General features: G+C 66.3%; 20 protein-coding genes, 1 pseudogene and 2 riboswitches. Of the genes and pseudogenes, 7 read left to right on the top strand and 14 right to left on the bottom strand.

Annotation, left to right across the window (positions count from 1 at the left end):
* Nucleotides 1–3 precede the first annotated feature (3 nt).
* The 6 genes and pseudogenes from J2X11_RS14335 to J2X11_RS14315 form a co-directional block, all read right to left on the bottom strand.
* Nucleotides 4–429, bottom strand: a complete 426-nt coding sequence (locus J2X11_RS14335; protein WP_309972224.1) for a phosphoglycerate mutase family protein — start codon at nt 427–429, stop codon at nt 4–6.
* The gene (gene cobA / locus J2X11_RS14330) at nt 426–1,172 is read right to left on the bottom strand and encodes a uroporphyrinogen-III C-methyltransferase (protein WP_396127883.1); all 747 of its coding nucleotides are present in this window, start codon (nt 1,170–1,172) and stop codon (nt 426–428) included. The genes J2X11_RS14335 and cobA overlap by 4 nt, the downstream gene beginning before the upstream one ends.
* Before the next feature lie 6 nt (nt 1,173–1,178).
* Nucleotides 1,179–1,418, bottom strand: a pseudogene (locus J2X11_RS14475) (NAD(P)-dependent oxidoreductase); the annotation flags it as partial.
* Complete coding sequence (locus J2X11_RS14325; RefSeq protein ID WP_309972221.1) at nt 1,409–3,829, bottom strand: cobyrinate a,c-diamide synthase; 2,421 nt, start codon at nt 3,827–3,829, stop codon at nt 1,409–1,411. The pseudogene J2X11_RS14475 and the gene J2X11_RS14325, both read right to left, overlap by 10 nt.
* Nucleotides 3,823–4,437, bottom strand: coding sequence for a cob(I)yrinic acid a,c-diamide adenosyltransferase (gene cobO / locus J2X11_RS14320; protein WP_309972219.1), 615 nt, complete (start codon nt 4,435–4,437; stop codon nt 3,823–3,825). The genes J2X11_RS14325 and cobO overlap by 7 nt, the downstream gene beginning before the upstream one ends.
* Nucleotides 4,437–6,434, bottom strand: a complete 1,998-nt coding sequence (locus tag J2X11_RS14315) for a putative cobaltochelatase (protein ID WP_309972216.1) — start codon at nt 6,432–6,434, stop codon at nt 4,437–4,439. The genes cobO and J2X11_RS14315 overlap by 1 nt, the downstream gene beginning before the upstream one ends.
* 46 nt (nt 6,435–6,480) lie before the next feature.
* Nucleotides 6,481–6,613: riboswitch (cobalamin riboswitch) on the bottom strand.
* 76 nt (nt 6,614–6,689) lie between these two features.
* Here J2X11_RS14315 and cbiE point away from each other — a divergent pair.
* Both cbiE and cobM read left to right on the top strand, forming a co-directional pair.
* Complete coding sequence (cbiE, locus tag J2X11_RS14310; RefSeq protein ID WP_309972214.1) at nt 6,690–7,901, top strand: precorrin-6y C5,15-methyltransferase (decarboxylating) subunit CbiE; 1,212 nt, start codon at nt 6,690–6,692, stop codon at nt 7,899–7,901.
* Complete coding sequence (gene cobM / locus J2X11_RS14305; RefSeq protein ID WP_309972212.1) at nt 7,898–8,665, top strand: precorrin-4 C(11)-methyltransferase; 768 nt, start codon at nt 7,898–7,900, stop codon at nt 8,663–8,665. Before cbiE ends, cobM begins: the two co-directional genes overlap by 4 nt.
* On the opposite strand, the gene J2X11_RS14300 is transcribed toward cobM, so the two are convergent.
* Genes J2X11_RS14300 through J2X11_RS14285 form a run of 4 tightly spaced genes read right to left on the bottom strand, consistent with a single transcriptional unit; the run spans nt 8,617 to nt 12,385 of the window.
* Entirely contained in the window at nt 8,617–10,161 is a 1,545-nt protein-coding gene (locus tag J2X11_RS14300) for a precorrin-2 C(20)-methyltransferase (RefSeq protein WP_309972210.1), read from the bottom strand. The genes cobM and J2X11_RS14300 overlap by 49 nt on opposite strands.
* A complete protein-coding gene (locus tag J2X11_RS14295; protein ID WP_309972208.1) occupies nt 10,158–10,802 on the bottom strand; it encodes a precorrin-8X methylmutase in 645 nt (214 codons plus the stop codon). Before J2X11_RS14295 ends, J2X11_RS14300 begins: the two co-directional genes overlap by 4 nt.
* Nucleotides 10,799–11,677, bottom strand: a complete 879-nt coding sequence (locus tag J2X11_RS14290) for a nitrite reductase (RefSeq protein ID WP_309972206.1) — start codon at nt 11,675–11,677, stop codon at nt 10,799–10,801. The genes J2X11_RS14295 and J2X11_RS14290 overlap by 4 nt, the downstream gene beginning before the upstream one ends.
* Before the next feature lie 12 nt (nt 11,678–11,689).
* Nucleotides 11,690–12,385, bottom strand: a complete 696-nt coding sequence (locus J2X11_RS14285) for a (2Fe-2S)-binding protein (RefSeq protein WP_309972204.1) — start codon at nt 12,383–12,385, stop codon at nt 11,690–11,692.
* 56 nt (nt 12,386–12,441) lie between these two features.
* A riboswitch (cobalamin riboswitch) is annotated at nt 12,442–12,508 on the top strand.
* Nucleotides 12,509–12,554: 46 nt separating this feature from the next.
* On the opposite strand from J2X11_RS14285, the gene cobN reads away from it, so the two are divergent.
* Entirely contained in the window at nt 12,555–16,136 is a 3,582-nt protein-coding gene (gene cobN, locus J2X11_RS14280) for a cobaltochelatase subunit CobN (RefSeq protein ID WP_309972202.1), read from the top strand.
* Entirely contained in the window at nt 16,136–16,867 is a 732-nt protein-coding gene (gene cobF, locus J2X11_RS14275; RefSeq protein ID WP_309972200.1) for a precorrin-6A synthase (deacetylating), read from the top strand. Before cobN ends, cobF begins: the two co-directional genes overlap by 1 nt.
* Here cobF and ligD read toward each other — a convergent pair.
* Together ligD and J2X11_RS14265 are read right to left on the bottom strand one after the other, a co-directional pair.
* Complete coding sequence (gene ligD / locus J2X11_RS14270) at nt 16,864–17,829, bottom strand: non-homologous end-joining DNA ligase (RefSeq protein ID WP_309972198.1); 966 nt, start codon at nt 17,827–17,829, stop codon at nt 16,864–16,866. The two genes, cobF and ligD, sit on opposite strands and share 4 nt — an antisense overlap.
* A gap of 4 nt (nt 17,830–17,833) precedes the next feature.
* Nucleotides 17,834–18,676, bottom strand: coding sequence for an SCO6745 family protein (locus J2X11_RS14265; RefSeq protein ID WP_309972196.1), 843 nt, complete (start codon nt 18,674–18,676; stop codon nt 17,834–17,836).
* A 36-nt stretch (nt 18,677–18,712) separates the two neighbouring features.
* Between J2X11_RS14265 and J2X11_RS14260 the strand changes: the two genes are divergently transcribed.
* On the top strand, nt 18,713–19,741 hold the full coding sequence (locus J2X11_RS14260) for an NADP-dependent oxidoreductase (RefSeq protein ID WP_309972195.1): 1,029 nt from the start codon (nt 18,713–18,715) through the stop codon (nt 19,739–19,741).
* On the opposite strand, the gene J2X11_RS14255 is transcribed toward J2X11_RS14260, so the two are convergent.
* A complete protein-coding gene (locus J2X11_RS14255; protein WP_309972193.1) occupies nt 19,738–20,955 on the bottom strand; it encodes an SGNH/GDSL hydrolase family protein in 1,218 nt (405 codons plus the stop codon). The genes J2X11_RS14260 and J2X11_RS14255 overlap by 4 nt on opposite strands.
* 119 nt (nt 20,956–21,074) lie before the next feature.
* Between J2X11_RS14255 and J2X11_RS14250 the strand changes: the two genes are divergently transcribed.
* Entirely contained in the window at nt 21,075–21,482 is a 408-nt protein-coding gene (locus J2X11_RS14250; protein WP_309972191.1) for a MerR family transcriptional regulator, read from the top strand.
* A complete protein-coding gene (locus J2X11_RS14245; RefSeq protein ID WP_309972189.1) occupies nt 21,479–22,465 on the top strand; it encodes an aldo/keto reductase in 987 nt (328 codons plus the stop codon). The genes J2X11_RS14250 and J2X11_RS14245 overlap by 4 nt, the downstream gene beginning before the upstream one ends.
* Here J2X11_RS14245 and J2X11_RS14240 read toward each other — a convergent pair.
* The gene (locus J2X11_RS14240) at nt 22,462–23,097 is read right to left on the bottom strand and encodes a DUF2461 domain-containing protein (RefSeq protein WP_309972187.1); all 636 of its coding nucleotides are present in this window, start codon (nt 23,095–23,097) and stop codon (nt 22,462–22,464) included. The genes J2X11_RS14245 and J2X11_RS14240 overlap by 4 nt on opposite strands.
* Between the last annotated feature and the right edge of the window lie 12 nt (nt 23,098–23,109).

The following is a 23,109-nucleotide window of genomic DNA, read 5'->3' as shown; positions in this document are numbered from 1 at the left end:
AAGTCATCCTAGGGCATGGGTGATGGATCCGTTTGCGGGCAATGTGGGAAGTTTTCCAGTGAGCAATTCGACGGCATATCCGATGACATCACCGTGGCTCACAGCGACTGTGTTGCCCGGCAATTCGAGCGCCAGAAGCTCCTGGATGCGGGCGAGAACGCTGGCTTTGTCCTCATCCAGTCCCTTCTCGAGGAGCAGCGGTTCTTCGAGAACTTCGAGGCCGAGACGTGCGGCGATGAGGTCCGCGGTCTGCCTCGCTCGTACGGCTGGCGAGCTGAGGATGCGTACGACATTGCGGTCGGCGAGCGCCTCTGCCGCAGCCGTTGCCTGCTCGCGGCCCAGGTCAGTCAGTGGAGGGCTGAGCTCGTGCCCCTGCATCCGATCCATTGCATTCCAGGTCGACTGACCGTGCCGGACCCAGAGGATCACACGCTGTACTTGTCTTTTAGGCATTCAATGTCCGCGACGTGACCGATGACCGCGACAGCGGGTGCTCCGATGTCGGCAGCTGCCTCGTCAATCGTTGAGAGCGTCGCGCGTATGACCCGTTGGCTGGGCATCGTTCCGTCGGCGATCACGGCCGCGGGAGTCTCGGGATCGAGACCGCCGTCGGCGAGAGCGGCACAGATCGCACTGAGCGTACGTACGCCCATCAGCACGACGATCGTCGTGCCTGAAGTCGCGAGAGCGGCGTAGTCGAGGGTCGAGTCTGGATGTCCCGGCGGGACGTGGCCCGAGATCACCGTGAAGCCCTGGGTCAGGCCGCGGTGTGTGACCGGTATGCCCGCTGCAGCCGGTGCCGCGATCGCTGAGCTCACGCCTGGAATGGCACGTGCGTCGATGCCCGCATGGATGCAGGCGAGGAGCTCTTCACTGCCGCGGCCGAACACGAAGTTGTCGCCGCCCTTGAACCGCACGACGTTCTTGCCTGACTTCGCGTGCTCGACCAGCAGCTGGTTGATCTCTTCTTGGCTGGTCGATCGGCCACCGGGGATCTTGGCGACATCGATGATCTCGACGTCGGGTCGGGCCCATGCGAGTGCGGCAAGTGGCGCGAGTCGGTCGGTGACAATGACGTCAGCCTGCTCGATCGCTTCGCGACCCGCGACAGTGACGAGTCCTGGGTCTCCGGGCCCGCCGCCGACCAGCGTCACGCTGCCAGTTCCGAGGATCTGATCGGACGCGGTGTGATCGGCGTTGCCGGTCAGCACAATTCCTGCCATCTGGATGTCGCTCATGGTCGCTTCGCGCGCATGCCAGGTGATCAACGCCCGGTCGGCGAGATCTTCAATTGAGGCGGTGACGGTCGGTGCGACAACGGTGACGACCGCTCCAGCTTCGAGCAATGTGGCGATCTGGCCGGCGGCTCGTCCGTCGCCGCCGATCACGAGTGCACGTGTTCCGGGGATCAGGTCCATGGCCCCTCGATTCGCAACGTCGCGAGCAGCTTGCGGGTTGTATCCGGCTTGCGTACCGCGATACGTACCCAGGTGTCGTCGAGACCGGGGAAGGTGTCGGCTCGGCGGAGTGCGTAGCCAGCCGAACGGAGCCGGTCGTGGGCTCCGATGCCGACCTTCGCGAGGACGAACGGGCCGGCGGCCGGAACGTGATGGATGCCGAGCTCAGTCAGGCCGTCGGTGAGGACGCGTCGGTGTTGGCCGATCCGAGTCGTACGCTTCGCGGCTTCGGCGAGCGCTTCGGGCGTTGCCGTCGCGATCATGGCGGCGATCGCGGCGGTCGAAACCGACCATGGGGACTGATGCGCCTTGAGCTCAGCGAGCATCTGCGGCGAACCCAGTACGTACCCGGCTCGTACGCCAGGGATCGACCAAAGCTTGGTCAGACTTCGCACGACCAGCAGGTTGGGATCGGGGATGCCAGCTAGCGAGTGCCGCTCGTCAGGCACTGAATCCATGAACGCCTCATCGACGACGACGACGCGACCTGGCCGCATGAGCCGGCGCAGGGACTGCTCGGGGTGCAGGACGCTCGTCGGGTTCGTGGGGTTGCCGATCATGACGAGGTCAGCGTCGTCGGGCACGAGGGAGGGATCGAGCACGAACCCGTTCGCCGGGTCGGTGAGTACGTGCTCGGGCTGATGGCCTGCAGCAGCGAGAGCCACGTCCGGCTCCGTGAACTGTGGGTGCACGACGACAGGACGTCGCCACGGCCGTGCGCGGGCGATCAGCGCGAATGCTTCGGCGGCGCCAGCAGTTGCGAGCACTTCGTCGGGCTGGCGGCCATGACGCTGAGCGATGGCGTGCTGCGCCGCGGTCGGATCCGGGTACGCGCCGATGGCGTCGAGGCTGATGCGGAGTGCCGTGTCGAGCCACTCTGGCCGCGAGTCATCGTGGATGTTGACCGCAAAATCGATCAACCCAGGCGACAGCTCAGCGTCCCCATGCCACCCGAGCCCCTCGCTTGAGGCCTCGACGTTCCTCCGGTCCCTAGGCGCGGAGCGCCGGGAGGGAGCGCTAGCGACCGAAGGGACGTACGCGTGAACCGCGTTGGCGAAGCGTTGGGCGATGTCGGGGTGACCGGCCCAGTGGGTGTGGAGGTACGAAGCGTGCAGAGTGGGCGAGCTGAAACCGACGGGGGTGCCGTCGACGAGCCAGGCCGCTGCGGCAGAGGCAGGCGTGACGATGGTCCGGTGGAACTCGTGGCCGGTGACTCGCGTACCGACGGTGCCGGTCAGTTGATCTGTCGGGACGATCGCCGTGCGATAGGACAGCGTGAGCTTGGGTGTCATGACCGCTTCAGCGTCGAGAGCGCCAACCATCGGCATGCCGTCGACTGAGCGGCAGAGATAGAGCAGCCCGGCGCACTCTGCGTACGTCGGCATCCCGGAGTCGACCGCTTCCCGCAACGCTTCGCGCAGCGGAGCATTGGCGGACAGTCCGGAGGCGTGGACCTCGGGGAAGCCGCCGCCCAAGTAGAGGCCGGCGGTCCCGTCCGGAAGCGCTTCGTCGTTGAGTGGGTCGAAGGTCACGACATCGCAACCAGCGGCTCGGAGCAGCTCTTCGGTCTCGGCGTAGCGGAAGGTGAACGCGCGCCCGCCCGCCATCGCGACGACTGGCCGGTGCGTTCCCGGAGAGCTGACTTCCTGCGCCGCTTCCCAAGCCTCGGCTTCGAGATCAGGTGCTGAATGGGCGAGTGCCAGGAGCTGGTCGAGGTCGATCTTCTCGGCGATCTGGTCGGCCAGTCGGTCGAGGGCGTGTGCCGCGTCGTCCCGTTCGGCAGCCGGTATGAGTCCGAGGTGGCGTGAAGGCGCGACGATGCCGTCGTCGCGCTGGAGCACGCCGAGCACCGGCAGGCCAGTCGACTCGAGTGCGCTGATGACTTCGCCAGCGTGACGAGGCGAACCAGCCTTGTTGAGGATGACGCCGACGATGCGTACGGACGGATCGAAGGCGACCATGCCCTGCACCAGTGCGGCGATCGAGCGAGAGGCGTGCGAGATGTCGACGACGAGGACCACGGGCGTACGAGTGACGGTCGCGACATGGGCGGTCGACGCGAATCCCTCGCCGCCGATCTGCCCGTCGTACAGACCCATGACGCCTTCGATGATTGCCAGATCGGCTCCGCGAGCTCCGTTCAGCAGCAGCGGGACGAGGCGGTTCTCGCCGACCAGGTGCGGGTCGAGGTTGCGACCGGGCTTGCCGGTCGCGAGCGCGTGATAGCCGGGGTCGATGTAGTCGGGGCCCACCTTGTGGCCCGAGACGTTGTGACCGGCGCGAACGAGAGCCGCCATCAGGCCGGTGGCGACCGTGGTCTTGCCGTGGCCCGAGGCAGGCGCGGCAATCACCAGTCGAGGCAGATTCACCATTCGATGCCTCGCTGGCCCTTCTGGCCATTGTCGAAGGGGTGCTTGATGTGTTGCATCTCGGTCACGAGATCGGCGATCTCCACGAGACGCGGGTCGGCGCCGCGACCGGTGATGACAACGTACTGACGGCCGGGTCGGTTAGAGAGCGTCTCGATGACATCGTCGATGTCGACCCAGCCCCACTTGATCAGGTAGGTGAACTCGTCGAGGACGTATAGGTCATGGGTCTCTTCGGCGAGACGACGCTTGACCTCGGCCCAACCTTCGGCGGCGTCGGCTGCGTGGTCTTCGTCAGAGCCTTCTTTGCGCGACCACGACCAGCCGGCGCCCATCTTGTGCCACTCGACAGGTCCGCCCTCGCCGGTCTCATCGTGCAGGGTGCCGAGGCGTTCGAGCACGGTCTGCTCGCCGATGCGCCACTTGGCGGACTTCACGAACTGGAAGACGCCGATGTTCCAACCCTGGTTCCAGGCTCGGATCGCAAGACCGAATGCGGCAGTCGACTTACCCTTGCCGTTGCCCGTATGGACCATCAGCAGTGGTCGGTTGCGGCGCTCTTTGGTGGTGAGTCCGTCATCGGGGACGGACGTTGGCTGACCCTTGACCATCAGGCGGCTCCCTTGACTGCGTCGGTGAGAGCAGCAGCGCTGACCTCAGCGAGAGGGATGTATTCGGCCATCAGGTGGTCGGCGAGCTGGTGCGCGAGTCCCATACGGAACTTGCCGGTCTCGCAGTCGATGACGAGGCTCGCGACGCCCGTGGCGCCGAGATGCTTCGCAACCTGATGTGCTCGGGCAAGCGCGTTCTCGCCGTACGTTGCCCGGCCATCGGTGATGACGACGAGCAGCGGCCGGCGACGCGGATCACGTACGCGCTCGAGTCGCAGCACGTCGGTGGTCTTGAGCAGCGCTTCGGCGAGAGGCGTGCGGCCACCGGCGGGAAGCTCGGCGAGCCGGGTCGCAGCGATGTCGATCGAGCCGGTCGGCGGCAGCGCGAGCTCAGCGTGGTCCTGGCGGAACGTGATCAGTCCGACCTTGTCGCGGCGTTGGTACGCATCCATCAGCAGCGACAGGATTGCGGTCTTGACCTGCTCCATCCGTTTGCGGGCGGCCATGGAGCCGGAGGCGTCGACGCAGAACAGGATCAGGTTGGACTCGTGACCTTCCTTGACCGCGAGTCGCAGGTCGTCGGCGCGGAACTGCAGGTTGTGGACGCGGCCGCGGGCGTACTGGTGTGGTGCAGCGGCGCGGATTGTCTCGATCAGGTGGATCGATCCGCCCTGGCCCGTACGCCGTTGGGCGCCGATGCGTCGGCCGGTCTCGGTGATCGCGCGCGATCGCTTGCCGGACTCACCTGCGCCGGTGCCGCCCACGGTGAACAACTTGGGTCGGTAGGGCTGCTGTGGTGCGGCGACAGTCACCTCGGACGATCCGGAGTGCTGAGGCTGCTCGTGCTGGGCAGTGTTGTCAGGCTGCGAGTTCTCGCCGGCTGAGTTTGTCGAGGGCTCGGCGTCGCCTGCCGCCTCGGACTTGGAACCCTGGGGCTCCTGCGTTTCTGAGTCCTCGGTGCCGTCGCCTTCGGGCTCCGGTGGCGGCTCGTCGTCATTGAGGATCTGGTCGAGCAGGTCCTCATCGATGCCAGGGGCGTCGAACGGGTTGCGCCGGCGACGGTGCGGCAGTGCGAGTCGGGCGGCGGCACGGATGTCTTCGCGGATCACGTTCGTACGGCCGTTCCAGGCGGCATGAGCGCTAGCCGCGCGAGCGGTCACGATGTCGGCGCGCATGCCGTCGACCTCGAACGCAGCACAGACTTCGGCGATCTTGAGCAACGCCCAGTCGCTGAGCTCGACCTCGTCGACGAGCTTTTGCGCAGCCTCGATGCGGCTGGTCAAAGTCGCCTCGTCTGACTCGTAGCGGGAGGCGAACTTGTCTGGGTCGGCTTCGTACGCGAGACGTCGGCGTACGACTTCTACGCGCGCTTCGGGATCCCGTGGTGCCGCGACATCGACCGTGAGGCCGAAGCGGTCGAGCAGCTGCGGGCGGAGCTCGCCTTCTTCAGGGTTCATGGTGCCGACGAGGACAAAGCGGGCGGCGTGCTCGACCGAGACGCCGTCACGCTCGACCGTCGAGCGACCCATGGCTGCGGCATCGAGCAGGAGATCGACCAGGTGGTCGTGCAGCAGGTTGACCTCGTCGACGTACAAGATGCCGCGATGCGCCCGCGCCAAGAGGCCGGGCTCGTACTCGGTGACGCCGTCCGACAGCGCCTTTTCGAGGTGCAGTGAGCCAAGGACGCGATCTTCGGTGGCGCCGACGGGCAGCTCCACTAGGCGAACGGGGCGGGTCTCGACATCAAAGTCGGCTGCGAACGGACCGTCAGGAGACAACGGGTTCGTCTCGCGGGGGTCAGTCGAGAACCGGTCGCCGGCGATGACGTCGATCTGTGGGAGCACGGAGGCGAGCGCGCGAACCATGGTCGACTTGGCTGTGCCCTTCTCGCCGCGTACGAGGACGCCGCCGATGGCGGGCGAGATCGTCGAAAGGGTCAGTGCGAGCGCCATGTCGTCGGATCCGACGACAGCGCTGAACGGATAGTGCTGTGGCATGTGGGGCTCCCGCTCGATCTGCCATCGATGACGGGCACGGTTGCGTCCGCCATTCAGCCTCGAGGCCGGTCTTCGGACTTCCTGGGTTTGACCCCAGGTCACCGCAGCGGGCCCTGTGCCGGAATCTCACCGGCTTCCCGATTCTCCCCGTGAGGGGCACCTCGAGACTGTGCTGGCAAGAGTATCCGGCGGTCTGCGGTTTGTCAGACCCGTCCGTCGGCACTGGGTCCGGCTTCGGCAGATATCGTCACCTCCATGGGTACACAGGTCACGGTCGTCGGGATCGGCGCAGACGGCTGGACCGGACTCTCGGCTGCCGCTCGCGCGCTCGTCGAGGCCGCTGACGTCGTCCTCGGTGGCAAGCGCCACCTGGCGATGCTGCCCGAGGCTGGCCAGCCCCGCGAGTCCTGGCCGTCGCCGTTGCGTGACGGACTGCCAGCGTTGCTCGAGAAGTACGACGGCCTGCAGGTCGTGGCTCTCGCCTCCGGCGATCCACTCGTTTCCGGTATCGCGACGACACTTGTCGACCTGCTCGGCAAGGACGCCGTTGAGATCGTCCCCGCACTTTCCTCGGTAGCCCTTGCTCGTGCCCGTATGCGTTGGTCGGCCGAGTCGACCGAGGTTGTGACCCTGGTGGGCCGCGATCCGAACGTGGTGGCTCGCTCTCTTGCACCGGGGCTGCGCCTCCTTGTCCTCTCGTCTGACGGATCGACGCCGGCAGAAGTCGCCAGGTTGCTCACGGCAGCGGGCTATGGAGCCAGCCCTGTGACAGTGCTCGCTGACCTCGGCTCTGAGTCCGAGTCGCGTACGGACGGGATCGCCGCGTCGTGGGGCGACCAGCGCGTATCTGATCTCAATGTGGTTGCCGTCGAGCTCATCAGTTCGGGAGCCGCGGCGCTCGGCTTTGTCGCTGGGCTGCCGGAGAGCGCGTTCGAGCACGATGGACAGATCACCAAGCGCGACGTACGCGCATCGGCCCTCGCGCGTCTCGCACCGCTTCCGGGCCAGTTGCTCTGGGACGTCGGCGCTGGCGCGGGCTCGGTCGCCATCGAGTGGCTGCGCGCTCATCCGACATGCCGGGCAATCGCAATCGAAGCCCGAGAAGACCGAGCCGAGCGCATCGCTCGCAACGCCGCAACGCTCGGCGTACCCGCTCTCAACGTCCTGACCGGGCATGCCCCTGAGGCGCTCGGCGGTCTCGACGCTCCTGACGCGATCTTCATCGGCGGCGGTGCCTCCGAGGATGGCGTCCTCGATGCGTGCTGGGCGGCACTTCGCCCAGGTGGTCGACTCGTCGTACACGGAGTCACGCTCGAGACCGACTCGGAGCTGGCGGTTCGCTACTCGCAGCTGGGCGGCGAGCTCACCCGGCTGCATGTCGAGCACGCCGCACCGATCGGCCGGTTCACCGGCTGGACCCCTGCTCGCGCCATCACTCAGTGGGCCGTCACCAAGGACGACTCGTGACGGTGCACTTTGTTGGCGCGGGTCCTGGAGCGGCCGACCTTCTGACGTTGCGCGCCGTGTCGCTGCTCAACGCCGCTGACGTGTGCGTTTACGCCGGCACCTACATCGACGAGGCCGTGCTCGGCCACTGTCCTGATGGCGTGCAACTCGTCGATACGCAGGACCTCGACCTCGACCAAATCACGGCGCGGATCGTCGACGCCCACGCCGCGGGCCTCGAGGTCGTACGGCTCTGCTCCGGCGATCCGTCGATCTACTCCGCACTCCACGAGCAGACCAAGCGGCTCGACGTTCACGGTGTGCCGTGGGACGTGACTCCAGGCGTGCCCGCGTACGCCGCGGCGGCCGCACTGCTCGGTGCTGAGCTGACCGTTCCCGAGGTCGTGCAGTCGGTGGTCCTGACTCGTACGCAGGCGCGGTCGACAGCGATGCCGTCAGGCGAAGCGCTCGCCAACTTTGCGGCAACCGGCTCGACCCTTGTCCTGCATCTCGCGATCACTCGCGCTCGCGAACTGGCCGCTGAGCTGGCCGAGGCGTACGGCGCCGACTGTCCCGTAGCGGTCGTCGCGAATGCGAGCCAACCGACCGAGGTCGTGCTGCGCGGCACCCTCGGCGACATCGCCGATCAGGTCGAAGCAGCCAGCCTACGCCAAGCCGCAGTCATCCTTGTCGGCAAGGCGCTGGCCGAAGACGTCCGCGGCGCCGAGTCGTACCTCTACGACTCGAAGCGCGACCGTTCGGCGAAGCGTGGCGTCCAGACCTGACCGGCTGAGGTCGTACGGGTGCCGCTGGCGCCGACGATCAGTAGACACTTCATGTCGATCGAATCGGGATCGAGCTTCTCCAGGGTCGTGACGGTGAGTGATTCTTCGTCACGTCCGACGTCGCGGCCCACGACAACGACGGTGTCGCCGGAGCGGTGCTCGAGCAGGATCGTCTGAGCCTCCGCAACCTGCGTCGTACGTGAGCGGGAGGCCGGGTTGTAGATCGCCAGCACGAGGTCGGCCTCGGCCACAGCGCGAAGGCGCTGCTCGATGAGCGACCACGGCTTGAGCCGGTCGGACAGGCTCATCACCGCGAAGTCGCCGCCGATCGGTGCGCCCGCGCGAGCCGCGACTGCCTGAACGGCGGAGACGCCGGGGAGTACGCGGATCGGGACATCGGCGTACGCCTCGTCCTCGGCGGCCTCGAACACGGCCGCGGCCATACCGAAGATCCCAGCGTCGCCACCCGACACGACGGCGACGCGCTCGCCCTTGAGAGCGAGGTCGAGAGCGAGTCGTGCGCGGTCGACCTCGACGGTGTTGCCGGAGGCGTGCCGGGTCAGGCCTTCGCGCTGCGGGACCCGGTTCACGTACGGCGCGTAGCCGACGACGTGATGGACGCCGGCGAGTGCTTCGGTGACCTCGGGGGTGATCCACCGGTCGGGTCCGGGGCCTAGCCCGATGACCAGGAGCTCGGCGGATCTCGATACGCCGCCCCCTTCTCGCTGCGCTCGTGGGGGTGCCCCCAGTTCCTCGGCTACTCGATCGGCTGGGTCTGGTTTTGAGTCGCCGGGGACGACGATCAGAGAGAAGTACGGAACCGAGTCTGGATCGACGTCGACGACGGGCAGCCACCGTTCCTCCGGCATCGAAGCACGCTCTACGTAGAGGGCACCGTCCAAGCGGCCAGCCTGGCGAAGTGCCGAGACCACCTTGGGGAACGTGCGGCCGAGCTTCATGATGATCGCGCCGTCGGTGTCGGCGAGGCGTCTGGCCAGCTCGGCTTCGTCGAGGGTGCCGGGCAGGATCGTGAGGACGTCGGTCTGGCGGACGAGTGGTGATGCGGTCGTTGCAGTGGCCGCGGCGAAGGCCGGTACGCCGGGTACAACCTCGGTCTCAAACCGATCGGACAGCCGGTCGTGCATGTACATGTACGACCCGTAGAACAGTGGATCGCCTTCGGCGAGTACGACGACAGTGCGGCCAGCCTCGAGGTGTACTGCGAGGCGAGCCGCAGACTCCTCGTAGAACTCGGCCATCGCACCCGCATAGCCGCCGGAGTGCGCAGTCGCGCCGGTCGTCACGGGGTAGCGGAGCTCTTCCTCGATCGCGCCGTCCGGAATGAGATCAGCAGCGATGCGGCGAGCGTTCGACTGCTTGCCGACGCCGGCGTGGAAGGCGATGACGTCAGCCGCCGCGATCAGCCGGGCAGCCTTGAGCGTGATGAGTTCGGGGTCGCCGGGACCGAGCCCTACGCCGTACAAGCGGCCGGTCACTCTCGCTCCTGAGCGATCGCGTTGAGAGCGGATGCGGCCATGGCGGAGCCGCCGCGACGGCCGTGCACCGTCAGATACGGGATGTCGAGCTCGAATGCCGCCAGCGCTTCCTTGGATTCCGCTGCACCGATGAAGCCCACCGGCGTACCGATGATCGCGGCCGGGTGCGGAGCGCCGTCGAGCAACATCTCGAGAAGGTGGAAGAGCGCGGTTGGGGCATTGCCGAACGCGACGACAGCACCCTCAAGGCGGTCCTCCCACAGCGAGACGGCGGCCGCCGAACGGGTCGTCTCCCATTCCTTCGCCAGTCCGGGCACGCGCTCATCTCGGAGGAAGCACAGCACCTCGTTGTCCTTCGGCAGTCGTGCGCGGGTCACACCAGAGGCGACCATGTTGGCGTCCGTCAGGATCGGCGCACCGGACTCCAGAGCGCCACGAGCCGCGGCGACCAGGCGGGGGTGGATGTCGAGGTCGCGGGTCAGATCGACCTGTCCGCAGGCATGCACCATGCGTACGGCGACCTTCTCGGCATCGTCCGGAATGTGCGATAGCTCGGCCTCGTCGCGAATTGTCGCGAACGAGTCGACGTAGATCGCCGGGCCGTCGGCCACGTAGTCGTAATGCCGGGTGGGACGCTTCATTCGTTCTCCAGATCGGGGATGACGACGCTCCGCCACGGCGTCACGATCACCTCGGTGCCGGCTCGATCCAGGATCGTGGCAGCGAGCTCGGGAGTGAGCAGACCGTCGGGCACCGCAACGTGATCGGCACTTCGGCCGTCGTCCTGCGCGATGATGCCGTATGGCGGGGCGAGCGCACTGACCTGGGTCCGCAGGTCGCGCGCATGGTGCTCATTGAGCAGTTCTTCGCCGCCTCGAGGCAGTTCATCGACATGCCACAGCGCGGTTTCGCCGTCACCGCGAAGCTTGAGGAACCTGCTCGCGTACGACAGCAGCGCGACGGGTGCTTCGTCGAGCGGTACGAGCGGTCCCCACAGATGCGAGCCGATCCGTAGCTGCACCGTCTCGGCATCGACTGCCATCAGGCCGAGGTCGAGGGATCGCGACTCGATGTCCCCGCGGCCGTCATCGAGCACAAACAGGAAGCGTCCGGCCAGAGCCGCGAACTCCGGATCGGCGCACAGCCGCCGGTCGAGTTCGAGCGCCATCTCGCGGAGGTCTGCCTGACCGCCGATGCGTCCCGTGAGCGGCGAGACCATGACATTGCGTACGAGCTCGTGACTGGGCGACGGCAACAGCCCCGCCTGGCCGAGGGCGTCGACCAGCGCGGCCGGTACGCAGCCGTCTGCATGGTCGATGCCGCGGAGCTGCAGGTTGGTGCGCTTGGTCAGCAGGATCGTGCCGTCGGCGTACTTGCTGGCGATGGTGACCAGATCGCGCAAGGTCGAGGTCGGCAGCACGCCGCCGATGAGTCGCAGCCGTACGAGCGCTCCGTCGTCGGCGATCCACGGACGCAGGACGCCCGGACACCGGTCGGAATAGGAGCGATTCTTCACCCCGTCATGGTGTCACGCGGGTGTTGGCGCCTCGTCCAGTACGCAGTCGCCACAGATCCCGGCACCCGGCACTCGGTAGAACAAGCAGCACGAATTGCGCTTGAACGATCCGGTGAGAACTCCGGTGTTGTGAAGGGTCCCCGCCGCGAGCAGGTCTTGGACGAGTTGTGTCGTGGCCTCCGCACGGTCGGGACGCGCGGCGGCGAGCATTCCCAGTGCACCGGCGAGGCTGGACGCGACATTGCCCCAGAGGACCTGCTCGGACAGCGCGAACGTTCGGGCGAACGCCTCAAGGACTGGAGTTACGACCGGCTGAAGGATCTGCTCATCGAGACCTAGGGCGGCCGTCGGCTCTGAGGCACTGCGAGCCAACGGCCAGGGGCCACCAACCACGGGCTTCCACCACAGGGCATCAAGCGACAGGTTGGGTATGTGGTCGGCGAGCGCTGCGCAGGCGAGCGACGGTGACACCAGTCGGGCAGCCAACCCAAGGAAGACGATCGAGGCCGTGGCCCGCTCCTCGATCTCTGTGAAAGAGACCCGCGATCGCTCGGCGAGCATCTCGCGCGCAGCCGCTACGCGTTCTCTCAGAACGTCAGGGCTGTCGACGAGCTCGCTCAGCGGACGCCACCCAGCATCAGCGGACCAGCGTTCGAGGACAAAGAACGGCCCGACCTCTGCTGCCAGGTCGAAGGCCGCGTCATCCATACGGGCCATCATCCCGCACATGGTCGAGCCGGTAGTCTGTCTGCACTTCCACGTCGCAGGAATCCGGTGCAACTCCGGAGCGGTTCCGCCACTGTGACAGCCGATGAGGCCAGCCAGACACTGAACGTGGAGCAACCGACCACACGGGGCGAGAACCCCGAGGAGGAACATGACGCGCATCGCGCTGCTGTCCACGTCCGACACTGACTTGCTGTCGGCCCGCTCGAGCGGCGCTGACTACGTGTTGGCCAACCCCTCGCGACTCGATGTCGCCACCGAGTTTCCTCCCGTGATCGAGGGAGCCGCCCTCATCGTCGTACGCATCCTCGGTACGGCGAGCTCGTGGCGCGATGGTCTCGATGCGGTGCTCGCGTCAGGTGCGCCGGTTGTCGTACTCGGTGGAGAGCAGACTCCTGATGCCGAGCTGATGAGCCACTCGACCGTGCCCGTCGGCACCGCCGCTGAGGCGCACCGCTACCTCGCTGAGGGCGGCCCCGCCAACCTCACCCAGCTGCACGCGTTCCTGTCCGACACCGTCCTGCTGACCGGCATCGGCTTTGAGCCGCCCGCAGTGTTGCCCGAATGGGGCGTCGCAGAGCGATCGATAGGCACTGATCGTCCGCGTATCGGTGTCCTCTACTACCGAGCCCACGAGGCTTCGGGCAACAGCGGTTTCGCTCACCAGCTTGCCGACGCGATCGACGCGACAGGCGAGGCGTACGGCGTACCGATCTTCAGTTCGTCCTTGCGTGCGGCCCCCGACGCGCTGTTCACCGAGCTAGCCACCCTCGACGCGCTGGTTGTCACGGTGCTCGCAGCTGGCGGTACCAAGCCCGGAACTGTCAGCGCCGGTGGCGATGACGAAGCGTGGGACGTCGAACGGATGAAGGCCCTCGACATCCCGATCCTGCAAGGCCTCTGCCTGACATCGAGTCGCGAGGACTGGGCGGCTTCTGACGACGGCGTCACTCCGCTCGACTCGGCCAGCCAAATCGCGATCCCTGAGTTCGACGGGCGCATCATCACGGCGCCGTTCTCCTTCAAGGAGATCGACGAGGATGGTCTGCCGCGCTACGTCGCCGACCCCGAGCGTTGTGCCCGCGTTGCCGGTATCGCGGTTGCTCACGCGCGCTTGCGCCACGTCGCGCCGTCCGAGCGCAAGATTGTGCTGATGCTCTCGGCGTACCCGACCAAGCACAGCCGTGTCGGCAACGCCGTTGGCCTCGATACCCCCGTCTCGACGATCCGCCTGCTGCGCGAGATGCGCGATGCGGGCTACGACCTCGGTGCGCCCGGCGAAATCCCGGGCCTGGAGCTTGAAGACCTGACCGAAGCGGGCGATGCGCTGATCCACGCGCTCATCGCAGCCGGTGGCCAGGACGAGGAGTGGCTCACCCAGGTCCACCTGACCGAGAGCCACGTACGTATCCCTGCCGCGCAGTACGAGGGCTGGTTCGAAGGCTTCCACCCCGAACTGCAGGACGCGATGCTCGAGGCGTGGGGCCCCGCGCCCGGCAAGCTCTTCGTCAACGAGCAGCAGGAGATCGTGCTGGCCACGATCCGTGCCGGCAACATCGTGCTGATGATCCAGCCGCCCCGCGGGTATGGCGAGAACCCCGTCGCGATCTATCACGATCCCGACATGGCGCCGTCGCACCACTACCTCGCTGCATACCGCTGGGTTGAACAGGCATTCGGCGCTCACGCCGTCGTCCACCTCGGCAAGCACGGCTCAATGGAGTGGCTGCCCGGCAAGAACGCCGCGCTGTCAGCGGCCTGTGGCACCGACGCCGCGATCGGCAACCTGCCGCTGATCTACCCGTTCCTCGTCAACGATCCGGGCGAGGGCGCGCAAGCCAAGCGTCGTGCGCACGCCACGATCGTTGACCACCTGATCCCGCCGATGGCGCGTGCCGAGTCGTACGGCGACATCGCCAAGCTCGAGCAGCTGCTCGACGAGTACGCCAACATCGCGGCGATGGATCCGGCCAAGCTCCCGGCGATCCGCTCGCAGATCTGGACCCACATGCGGGCCGCGGAGATGCATCGCGACCTCGGTCTCGATGACATCCCGGACGAGGACGACTTCGACGACTTCATCTTCAATGTCGACGGTTGGCTGTGCGAGATCAAGGACGCGCAGATTCGCGATGGCCTGCACGTTCTCGGTCAGGCACCGGTCGGTGAAGCACGGGTCAATCTCGTGCTCTCAATCCTGCGGGCAAGCCAGATCTGGGGCGGCGAGACCGGTGCGGTCCCCGGACTGCGCGCTGCGCTCGGCCTCAAAGATGGTGAGGCGACGGCCGCGATCGACAAGATCGAGGAACAGGCCAAGGCGCTGATTCAGGGCATGGAAGACGCCGACTGGGATGTGGCGACAGCCCGCACCCTGACGGATGCGCCCGAGGTCGTTCGCGTTCTCGAGTTCGCCGCCACCGAAGTTGTGCCGCGACTGGCCAAGACCACCGATGAGCTCGACCACGTTTTGCATGCGCTCGAGGGCGGCTTCATCCCGGCTGGCCCGTCGGGCTCGCCACTGCGTGGGCTCGTCAACGTGCTCCCCACTGGACGCAATTTCTACACCGTCGATCCCAAGGCTGTTCCCTCTCGCCTCGCCTGGGAGACCGGCCGCGCCATGGCTGACTCGTTGATCGAGCGCCACCTCGCCGACACCGGTGAGTACCCGCGCTCGGTCGGCATCTCCGTTTGGGGAACGTCAGCAATGCGTACGTCCGGCGACGACATCGCCGAGGTCCTCGCGCTGATCGGCGTCGAGCCGGAATGGGATCCCGCCTCGCGCCGGGTCAACGGCCTGCGCGTCGTTCCGCTTGAGGAACTGGGCCGTCCGCGCATCGACGTGACGGTACGCATCTCGGGCTTCTTCCGCGACGCGTTCCCGCATGTCATCGGCATCCTCGACGACGCCATCGGTCAGGTCGCGGGTCTCGACGAGCAGGACGACAAGAACTACGTACGTGCCCACGCTCAGGACGAGATGAACGACCACCGCGACTGGCGGCGTGCGACGACCCGCATCTTCGGGTCGAAGCCGGGCTCGTACGGCGCGGGCATCCTGCAGGTCATCGAGGCAGGCAACTGGCGCGATGACAAGGACCTCGCCGAGGTCTACACCGCGTGGGGCGGCTTCGCGTACGGACGCGACCTCGACGGTGCGCCGGCGGCCGATGACATGCGCGCCAATTATCGGCGTATCCAGGTCGCCGCGAAGAACATCGATACCCGCGAGCACGACATCGCCGACTCTGACGACTACTTCCAGTACCACGGCGGCATGATCGCGACCGTCCGTGCGCTGACCGGTTCGGACCCCAAGGCGTACGTCGGCGACTCGACGACACCCGATGCCGTACGTACGCGGACCCTGCAGGAAGAGACGACTCGGGTGTTCCGCGCCCGCGTCGTCAACCCGCGCTGGATCGGTGCGATGCAGCGCCATGGCTACAAGGGCGCGTTCGAGCTCGCCGCAACCGTCGACTACCTCTACGGCTTCGACGCGACGACCGGCGTCGTCCACGACTGGATGTACGAGACCCTCGCCAAGGAGTACGTGCTCGACGAGGTCAACCAGGAGTTCATGAAGAAGTCGAACCCCTGGGCGCTGCGCGGGATCATCGAGCGGCTCAACGAGGCGGCCGAGCGCGATCTCTGGGCCGATCCAGATCCTGACGTGCTCGCCGCGATGCAGCAGGTCTACCTCGACATCGAGGGCGATCTCGAGGACAAGGCCTGATGCGACGCATCCGCGTCATCGGCATCGGTCCGGGGGACCCGGACCAGGTGACGCTTGAAGCGATAGCTGCCATGCACTCGGTGGCGTACTTCGTCGTGGCCGAAAAGGCCGACGACGATCAGCTGCTCGCCGCTCGACAGGCGTTGCTGGCGCGGCACGTCCCGGACGCCAAGGTGATCGCCGTACGCGATCCCGAGCGCGACCGAGCGGATCCGGCCGACTATCAGGGCGCAGTCACTGACTGGCACGAAGCGCGTGCCGAGGCGTACGAGCGGGTGATTCTCGATCACCCCGGCGACGTCGGGTTCCTCGTATGGGGTGACCCTGCGTTCTACGACTCGACGATCCGCATCGTCGAGCGCATTCTCGCTCGCGGTCAGGTCGAGGCGGAATGGGATGTCATTCCCGGCATCTCAAGTCTTCAGTTGCTCGCCGCGCGTCACCGCATCGTGCTCCACGAGATCGGCCAGCCGATCCTCGTCACGACTGGCCGCAAGCTGCGCGAGGCCGTTGATGCGGGCGCAGACAACATCCTGGTGATGCTGAGCGCACGTCTCGATCTCGACGGGCTTGAGGACTGGCAGATCTGGTGGGGCGCCAATCTCGGTACCGAGCATGAGGCGCTGGTTGCCGGACGCATCGGCGACGTTCTGGGCGAGCTCAATGAGTCCCGCGACGCGGTGAAGCTTGCCGCCGGATGGGTCATGGACGCCTACCTGCTGCGTCGCTAGTCGCTCTCGGGTTCAGCCGGAGCTTCGACGCCGTCGCGTTCGTCGCGGTCCGCCCACTCGAGAAGTGGCGCTATGTCGAACACGGCGTCGTCGATGCCTTCGTGGAGATCGCCGAGCTTGGCGTAGCGATCAGGAACCGTGGCGATCGTGAAGTCGTGCGGGTCGACGTCATCGATCTCGTCCCAGCGGATCGGCGTCGACACTCGGCCGTCAGCGAACCCGCGTACGGAGTAGGCGGCGGCGATCGTGTGGTCTCGGGCGTTCTGGTTGTAGTCCACGAACAGCTGCGCCGGGTCTCGGTCCTTGCGCCACCACGTGGTGGTCACATCATCCGGCGCGCGCCGCTCGACCTCGCGCGCGAAGGCGAGGGCAGCGCGACGTACGTCGGCGAATCCGTGGTCTGGCGGGATCCGTACGTAGATGTGCAGTCCCGATCCGCCTGACGTCTTCGGGAACCCGATTGCGCCAAGCTCGTCGAGTACCTCATGGGAGACGTGGGCGACCCTGCGTACGGTCTCGAAATCACACTCGGGTCCTGGATCGAGATCGATGCGCCACTCGTCGGGCTTCTCGGTGTCGGCACGGCGGCTGTTCCAGGGGTGGAACTCGACGGTCGACATCTGCACCGCCCAAATCACGGTCGCCAGCTCGGTCACGCAGACCTCGTGGACGATCCGGTTGTAGCGCGGGAAGTGGATCGGCACGGTCTCGAGCCACGGAGGTGCGCCAGGCGGCACCTTCTTCTGATGCACCTTGTCGCCGGCCAGCCCCTTGGGGAACCGGTGCAGCATGCATGGTCGCTCGTACAACGCATTGACGATGCCGTCGCCGACGGCGAGGTAGTAGTCGATCAGGTCGAGCTTGGTCCACCCGTGCTCGGGGAAGTAGACGCGGTCGGGGTTGGTGACCCGTACGACCTTGTCGTCGACTTCGATCTCGATCGCGGGGGATGAGCTCGCCATGTGGCTACTCCGGAGGCTTGGAGCCGGTCGGGTTGGGGAACGCGATGGCGCCAGACTTGAGCACGCCGCGGGCCAGCGTGCGTACACCGTCTTCGACGGTGATCGCGCGACCTGTCGCTTCCTTGTCCATGCCCGCCGCGCATACGCGGTCGGTTGCGTCTTCGATCTGCTGACGAGCGGAGGCGCCTGAATCGGTGATCGTTCCGTCGGCGTTGACCCAGCCACGGCCAGCGAGCTCGGCATACCCAGCCGCCCACTCGTCCTCGGTCCAGCCGCGCATGTTGCGCTGCTCGCCAACGGCGAGCCCAGCGGCAACGGCGAGGGTGTTGGCGGAGGTGCCGTTGAGGCCGGCAGCGCCGAGGACGGCGAGGTGGCAGTCGCCGCGGTATTCGCGGATCACGGACGCGGCCCACCACAGCAGGCCGATGTCGTCTGTGGGTCGGGGGAGTGAGGCGTGAGCTGCACCCAGCGGCTTGCCGGCGAAGTCGAGTCCGTCGACGATCGCCGCAAGGTCCTTGGCGACCTTCCCCGCGTCAGCATCGGCGGCTCCGATGCCGGGAGCCAGCGCATCGCGAGCCAAGTCGAGTCGCGCCTGGAGGATCTCCTCGCGTGAGGCGAGCGACCACGCGTCGGGGAGTGCTCGGTGCACCATCTTGGGAGCGAAGCCGTGGAACGTCGCGATGACCAACTCTGGCGAGGCCGTGCCCAGCGCGGCGGAGCGAGAGGCGAAGTAGCCCATCCAGTAGCCCTTGAGCCCAAGGACCTCGTACCGCTCCTTGGTGTCAGGAGCGAAGTAGACGACGTCATGCAGCACCTCGACGGAGCGCCAGAACTTGGTATTCGACATGACGGTGAGTATGCCGCAGCGGGTAGGGTCCGAGCCGTGACCGACAACACCCGCATCCTGCTCGCTTCCCGCCCCGTCGGAGAGCCGACCCACGACAACTTCAGCATCGAGACCGCACCGGTTCCGACCCCCGGTGACGGGGAGGTGCTGCTCCGCACGATCTATCTGTCGCTCGATCCCTACATGCGCGGCCGCATGAACGACGCGAAATCGTATGCGGCGCCGCAGCCGCTGGGCGAGGTCATGCAAGGCGGCACTGTCGCCGAGGTGGTCGAGTCGAACGACCCGTCGCTGAGTCCTGGCGACTTCGTGCTCTCGTATCACGGCTGGCAGGCGTACGCGGTGCTGCCGGCGAAGTACGTACGCAAGCTCGATCCCGCTCACGCGCCCATCTCCACAGCCGTGGGCGTGCTCGGTATGCCGGGCTTCACGGCATACGCGGGGTTGCTGCAGATCGGCAAGCCGCAGCCCGGTGAGACCGTTGTGGTTGCGGCGGCAGCTGGTCCAGTCGGATCAGCCGTTGGCCAGATCGCGAAGATCAAGGGTGCCCGCGCGGTTGGTATCGCAGGTGGAGCTGAGAAAGTCGCCTGGCTCACTGAGCTCGGTTTCGATGTCGCGCTGGATCACCGCTCGCCGACGTTCAAGGCTGACCTCAAGGCGGCCGTTCCGGATGGCATCGACGTGTACTTCGAGAACGTCGGTGGTCACGTCTGGGACGCGGTGCTCCCGCGTCTCAACACGTACGCGCGGGTGCCGGTCTGCGGACTTGTCGCCAGCTACAACGCCACCGAACTTCCGGCAGGTCCTGATCGCTCGCCGTACCTGATGACCTCGATCCTCACGAAGAGCATCACGATGCGTGGGTTCATTCAGGACGAGTTCGTGAAGGCGCACTACAAGGACTTCCAGAACGATGCCGCCGGCTGGATCGCTTCAGGCGAGCTGCGGCATCGGGAGGACATCGTCGCCGGCCTGGAGAATGCTCCCGAGGCATTCTTTGGGCTGCTCACCGGTAAGAACTTCGGCAAGCTGCTCGTCCAGGTCGGCGACGACCCCAGTCGTTAGTTCAGCGACATGTTGGGCTCACCCGATGCGTTGAGCCCATTGGCGCTGCGGGTGCAGGTGCCGCCCTTGGGTGCGCCGCCGTTGTAGGCCTGGCGTACGCACGAGCGGACCGCCATCTGACCCCAGTAGTTCGGGTGCAGCGATTCCTGGATGTAGTACGGGCTGCTGCCGGCTGTCGTGACGGTACGGATCTGGTTGACCCACTCGGTCCGGTCGACTGCCGTCGACTGGGTCCACGAGCTCAGGCCGACCTCTTCGTACAGTCCCACCGTGTTCTCGCACAGGCGACGACCGTTGAACGCGGGCGACAGGTTGAGCGACTTGGTGTTTGTCAGGCCGGACTGGGTGATGGCGCCTGCCACCGTGTTGTTGATGGTCGGGAGCGCGCTGGCGTTGGCCCAGTTGGCGTCGCTGTTCCAGAACCCGCAGCCGCCGGTGTTCTGTCGGGAGTAGCCGCTCTCGCCGTAGCGGAATGCCGAACCGTTGGGCACGGGCGACGGGTAGTTCTGGACCAGCAGCGTCCACGAACTGTCGGCGTAGCCGGCGTTGCGCATGGCCGTGCGGATGTTGATGAATGCGTTGGAGATGCGGGTCTTCACGGCTGTGACATTCGAGCTGGTGAAGTTGGCCGTGACGCTGCTGTCGTCCTGGCAGTAGTCCTTCCACCAGGTCGGTGAGCCGAGGAAGTCGACCACGCAGGACTGGACGACGCTCGCGAAGTTGAAGTCGTTGCCGCCGATCGAGACCGCGACCATCTTGACGTTGTGGGTCGTGGCGAACTGCTGAAGTGCCTTGGCCTGGCCGATGTTGCCGGCGCCGTTGTCATAGAAGTCGAGACCCGGCTTGAAGTACGAACCGCCCGCGTCAGTTGCCGTCTTGGCACCGGAGCATGCGAGGTTGACGCTGCTGATTCCGCCGCCGATCTTGATCTCTGCGCTCTTGCTTCGGTGGCATCGTTCGATCGTCTCGGCATTGTTCGCCGCATTGTCGAAGTACGCGGTTCCGCCCAACGCATCGGCCGCCGCCGAGTTGCTGTTGGAGGAGCCAGCCCAACGTCCGGCCTCACCGGAGATGTAGGAATCGCCGACTGACGCCACCCACGGCGTACCGACACCGGGGCCGTCCGCATGTGCGGGCGTCGAGACGAATGTCATTCCGACTAGTGAGAGCGTGAGCGCGCCCGCGAAGGTGCGGGCTCGGGTGACCACCGACATGTATTGCCTCCTGGTTGGGTCTCCCGCCCGGACCGAACGTAGTGGCCTACGTCACATTTGGGAAGGATCGGGCATCCGCGAGTTGACCTGGAGTGCACTCCAGGGTGAATGCTGAAGTCATGACCGTGACCGAGATTCCCGCAGAGGGATTGACGATTAGCGCCGCCGCCGAGGCGAGCGGTCTGACCGTCGACACACTCCGCTATTACGAGAAGGAGGGGCTCACCCTCCAGCCGCCGGAGCGCTCGTCGTCGGGGCAGCGCCGGTATGCCGAGAGCGACGTTCGTTGGCTCGGCACGCTCGTGATGCTGCGCAAGACCGGGATGCCGATTCGCGACATCCGCCGCTTCGTCGATCTCTACCGGATCGAGGGCAGCGAGCCCGACCGGCTGGCGATTCTCGAATCGCACCGCGAACACGTACGTGAACAACTCCGCGAGGTGCAGACGCACCTCGAGGCCATTGATCGCAAGATCGATTTCTACGCCAGATCCAATTCAAAAACAGTGAAGGTGATGAACAAGTGAAGAGCACACCATGGGGAACCCAGGGTCTGGATGCAAGTGTCGAAGGACTCGGCGCGATGGGGATGTCGGCGTTCTACGGCGCCCGCGACGACGAGGAGTCGACCGCGACGCTCAATCGGGCACTGGACCTCGGCGTTTCGATGATTGACACCGCCGAGATCTACGGTCCCTTCCTCAATGAGCAGCTCATCGGACGAGCCATCGGAAGCCGCCGCGACGAGTACGCACTTGCCACGAAGTTCTCCCGCGAGGTGGACGACGACGGCACGGTTGGCCCGCCAAACGGTGGTGCTGCGTACGCCCGAAAGGCGCTCGAGCGCTCACTGCGCAACCTGAACATGGAGACGATCGACCTCTACTACCTGCACCGCGTCGACCCCAACACTCCGATCGAGGAGACCGTTGACGCGATGGCGGAGTTCGTCAAGGAAGGCAAGGTCCGCTACCTCGGCCTGTCCGAGGCGGCACCCGAAACGATTCGCAAGGCACATGCCGTGCACCCGATCACTGCTGTGCAGACCGAGTACTCGCTGTTCGAGCGCAGCCCTGAGGTCAATGGCGTTCTCGACACGACGCGTGAGCTCGGCATCGAGTTCGTTGCCTACTCACCTCTGGGCCGTGGCGTTCTCACCGGTGCAATCGCGTCGGCCGACGAGCTTGATGCGGACGATTTCAGGCGCTTCAGCCCACGGTTCGCGAGCGACAACCTGACGGCCAACCTCACGGTGGTCGACAAGGTGCGCGCATTGGCCGGCGCCAAGGGTGTGACGCCGGGACAGCTCGCATTGGCCTGGGTTCTGCATCAGGAAGGCGTGGTGACGATCCCCGGCACCAAGCGCCGTACGTACCTCGAGGAGAACGTCGCTGCGGTCGACGTCGTGCTGACCGACGACGACCTGGCTGCGCTCGAGGAGGCTGCGCCAGTCGGCGTCGCCGCCGGTGAGCGCTACCCCGAAGCCGGAATGCAACAGGTCAACCTCTAGCCCTTGGCGTGCGCGAGGACCCAGTCGATCAGCGGCTGGGTCTCGCGCCAGTCGGCGCGGACGCGGTCGAGCAGCTCTGGCGTGTGGATGAACGGCTCGAAGCCATAGTTCTTCCCGAGCGTCATCGACTTGTGCCGCAGCAGCTCGATGCGCGGGTGTTCGGCGTCGTAGCCGCGAGGCGAGGTCTTCAGCCTGTCGCCGCCCAGCTCCCAACCGGCTGACTGTGCCTTCGCGAGGATGGCCTCAAGTTCTGGCCCATGCCGGTCGTGGACGATTGCCTCGCGCACGCTCGCGAGGCGCGCTGTCGATGCCTCGTAGAAGCCCGCGCCGACCCTGACTCCGGGAGCGCCAACCTGCACGTACCAACCTGTCGACGGCCCCGCCGCGACGAACGCACCTTGGGCCGTCTTGTACGGCGTCTTGTCCTTCGCGAATCGAACGTCGCGGTACGGCCGGAACACCTTCGGCTCGCCGAACTCGTCGGTCAGCTCCGCCATCAGCGCCTTCATCGGAGCCGCGACCTCGGTGTCGTACGTCTGGCGGTGCGCCTCCCAGAACGTCTTGGTGTTGTCCATCTCGAGGTCGTCATAGAAGTCGAGTGCAGCAGCCGAGAACCCGGTGAAATCTGGCATTTCTGCAGCCTA

Source organism: Aeromicrobium panaciterrae (genome assembly GCF_031457275.1).
In the GTDB taxonomy this organism is placed as follows: domain Bacteria; phylum Actinomycetota; class Actinomycetes; order Propionibacteriales; family Nocardioidaceae; genus Aeromicrobium; species Aeromicrobium panaciterrae_A.
Note: the sequence above shows the minus strand (reverse complement) of the source record. Positions and strands in the feature narration are given on the sequence as shown.

Coding starts and splice junctions, on each gene's coding strand:
- J2X11_RS14250 (WP_309972191.1), top strand. CDS start 21,075: ATGACCGTGACCGAGATTCCCGCAGAGGGATTGACGATTAGCGCCGCC.
- ligD (WP_309972198.1), bottom strand. CDS start 17,829: ATGGCGAGCTCATCCCCCGCGATCGAGATCGAAGTCGACGACAAGGTC.
- cbiE (WP_309972214.1), top strand. CDS start 6,690: ATGGGTACACAGGTCACGGTCGTCGGGATCGGCGCAGACGGCTGGACC.
- J2X11_RS14265 (WP_309972196.1), bottom strand. CDS start 18,676: ATGTCGAATACCAAGTTCTGGCGCTCCGTCGAGGTGCTGCATGACGTC.
- cobO (WP_309972219.1), bottom strand. CDS start 4,437: ATGGTCAAGGGTCAGCCAACGTCCGTCCCCGATGACGGACTCACCACC.
- J2X11_RS14315 (WP_309972216.1), bottom strand. CDS start 6,434: ATGCCACAGCACTATCCGTTCAGCGCTGTCGTCGGATCCGACGACATG.
- J2X11_RS14240 (WP_309972187.1), bottom strand. CDS start 23,097: ATGCCAGATTTCACCGGGTTCTCGGCTGCTGCACTCGACTTCTATGAC.
- J2X11_RS14325 (WP_309972221.1), bottom strand. CDS start 3,829: ATGGTGAATCTGCCTCGACTGGTGATTGCCGCGCCTGCCTCGGGCCAC.
- cobF (WP_309972200.1), top strand. CDS start 16,136: ATGCGACGCATCCGCGTCATCGGCATCGGTCCGGGGGACCCGGACCAG.
- cobN (WP_309972202.1), top strand. CDS start 12,555: ATGACGCGCATCGCGCTGCTGTCCACGTCCGACACTGACTTGCTGTCG.
- J2X11_RS14255 (WP_309972193.1), bottom strand. CDS start 20,955: ATGTCGGTGGTCACCCGAGCCCGCACCTTCGCGGGCGCGCTCACGCTC.
- J2X11_RS14295 (WP_309972208.1), bottom strand. CDS start 10,802: ATGAAGCGTCCCACCCGGCATTACGACTACGTGGCCGACGGCCCGGCG.
- J2X11_RS14285 (WP_309972204.1), bottom strand. CDS start 12,385: ATGGATGACGCGGCCTTCGACCTGGCAGCAGAGGTCGGGCCGTTCTTT.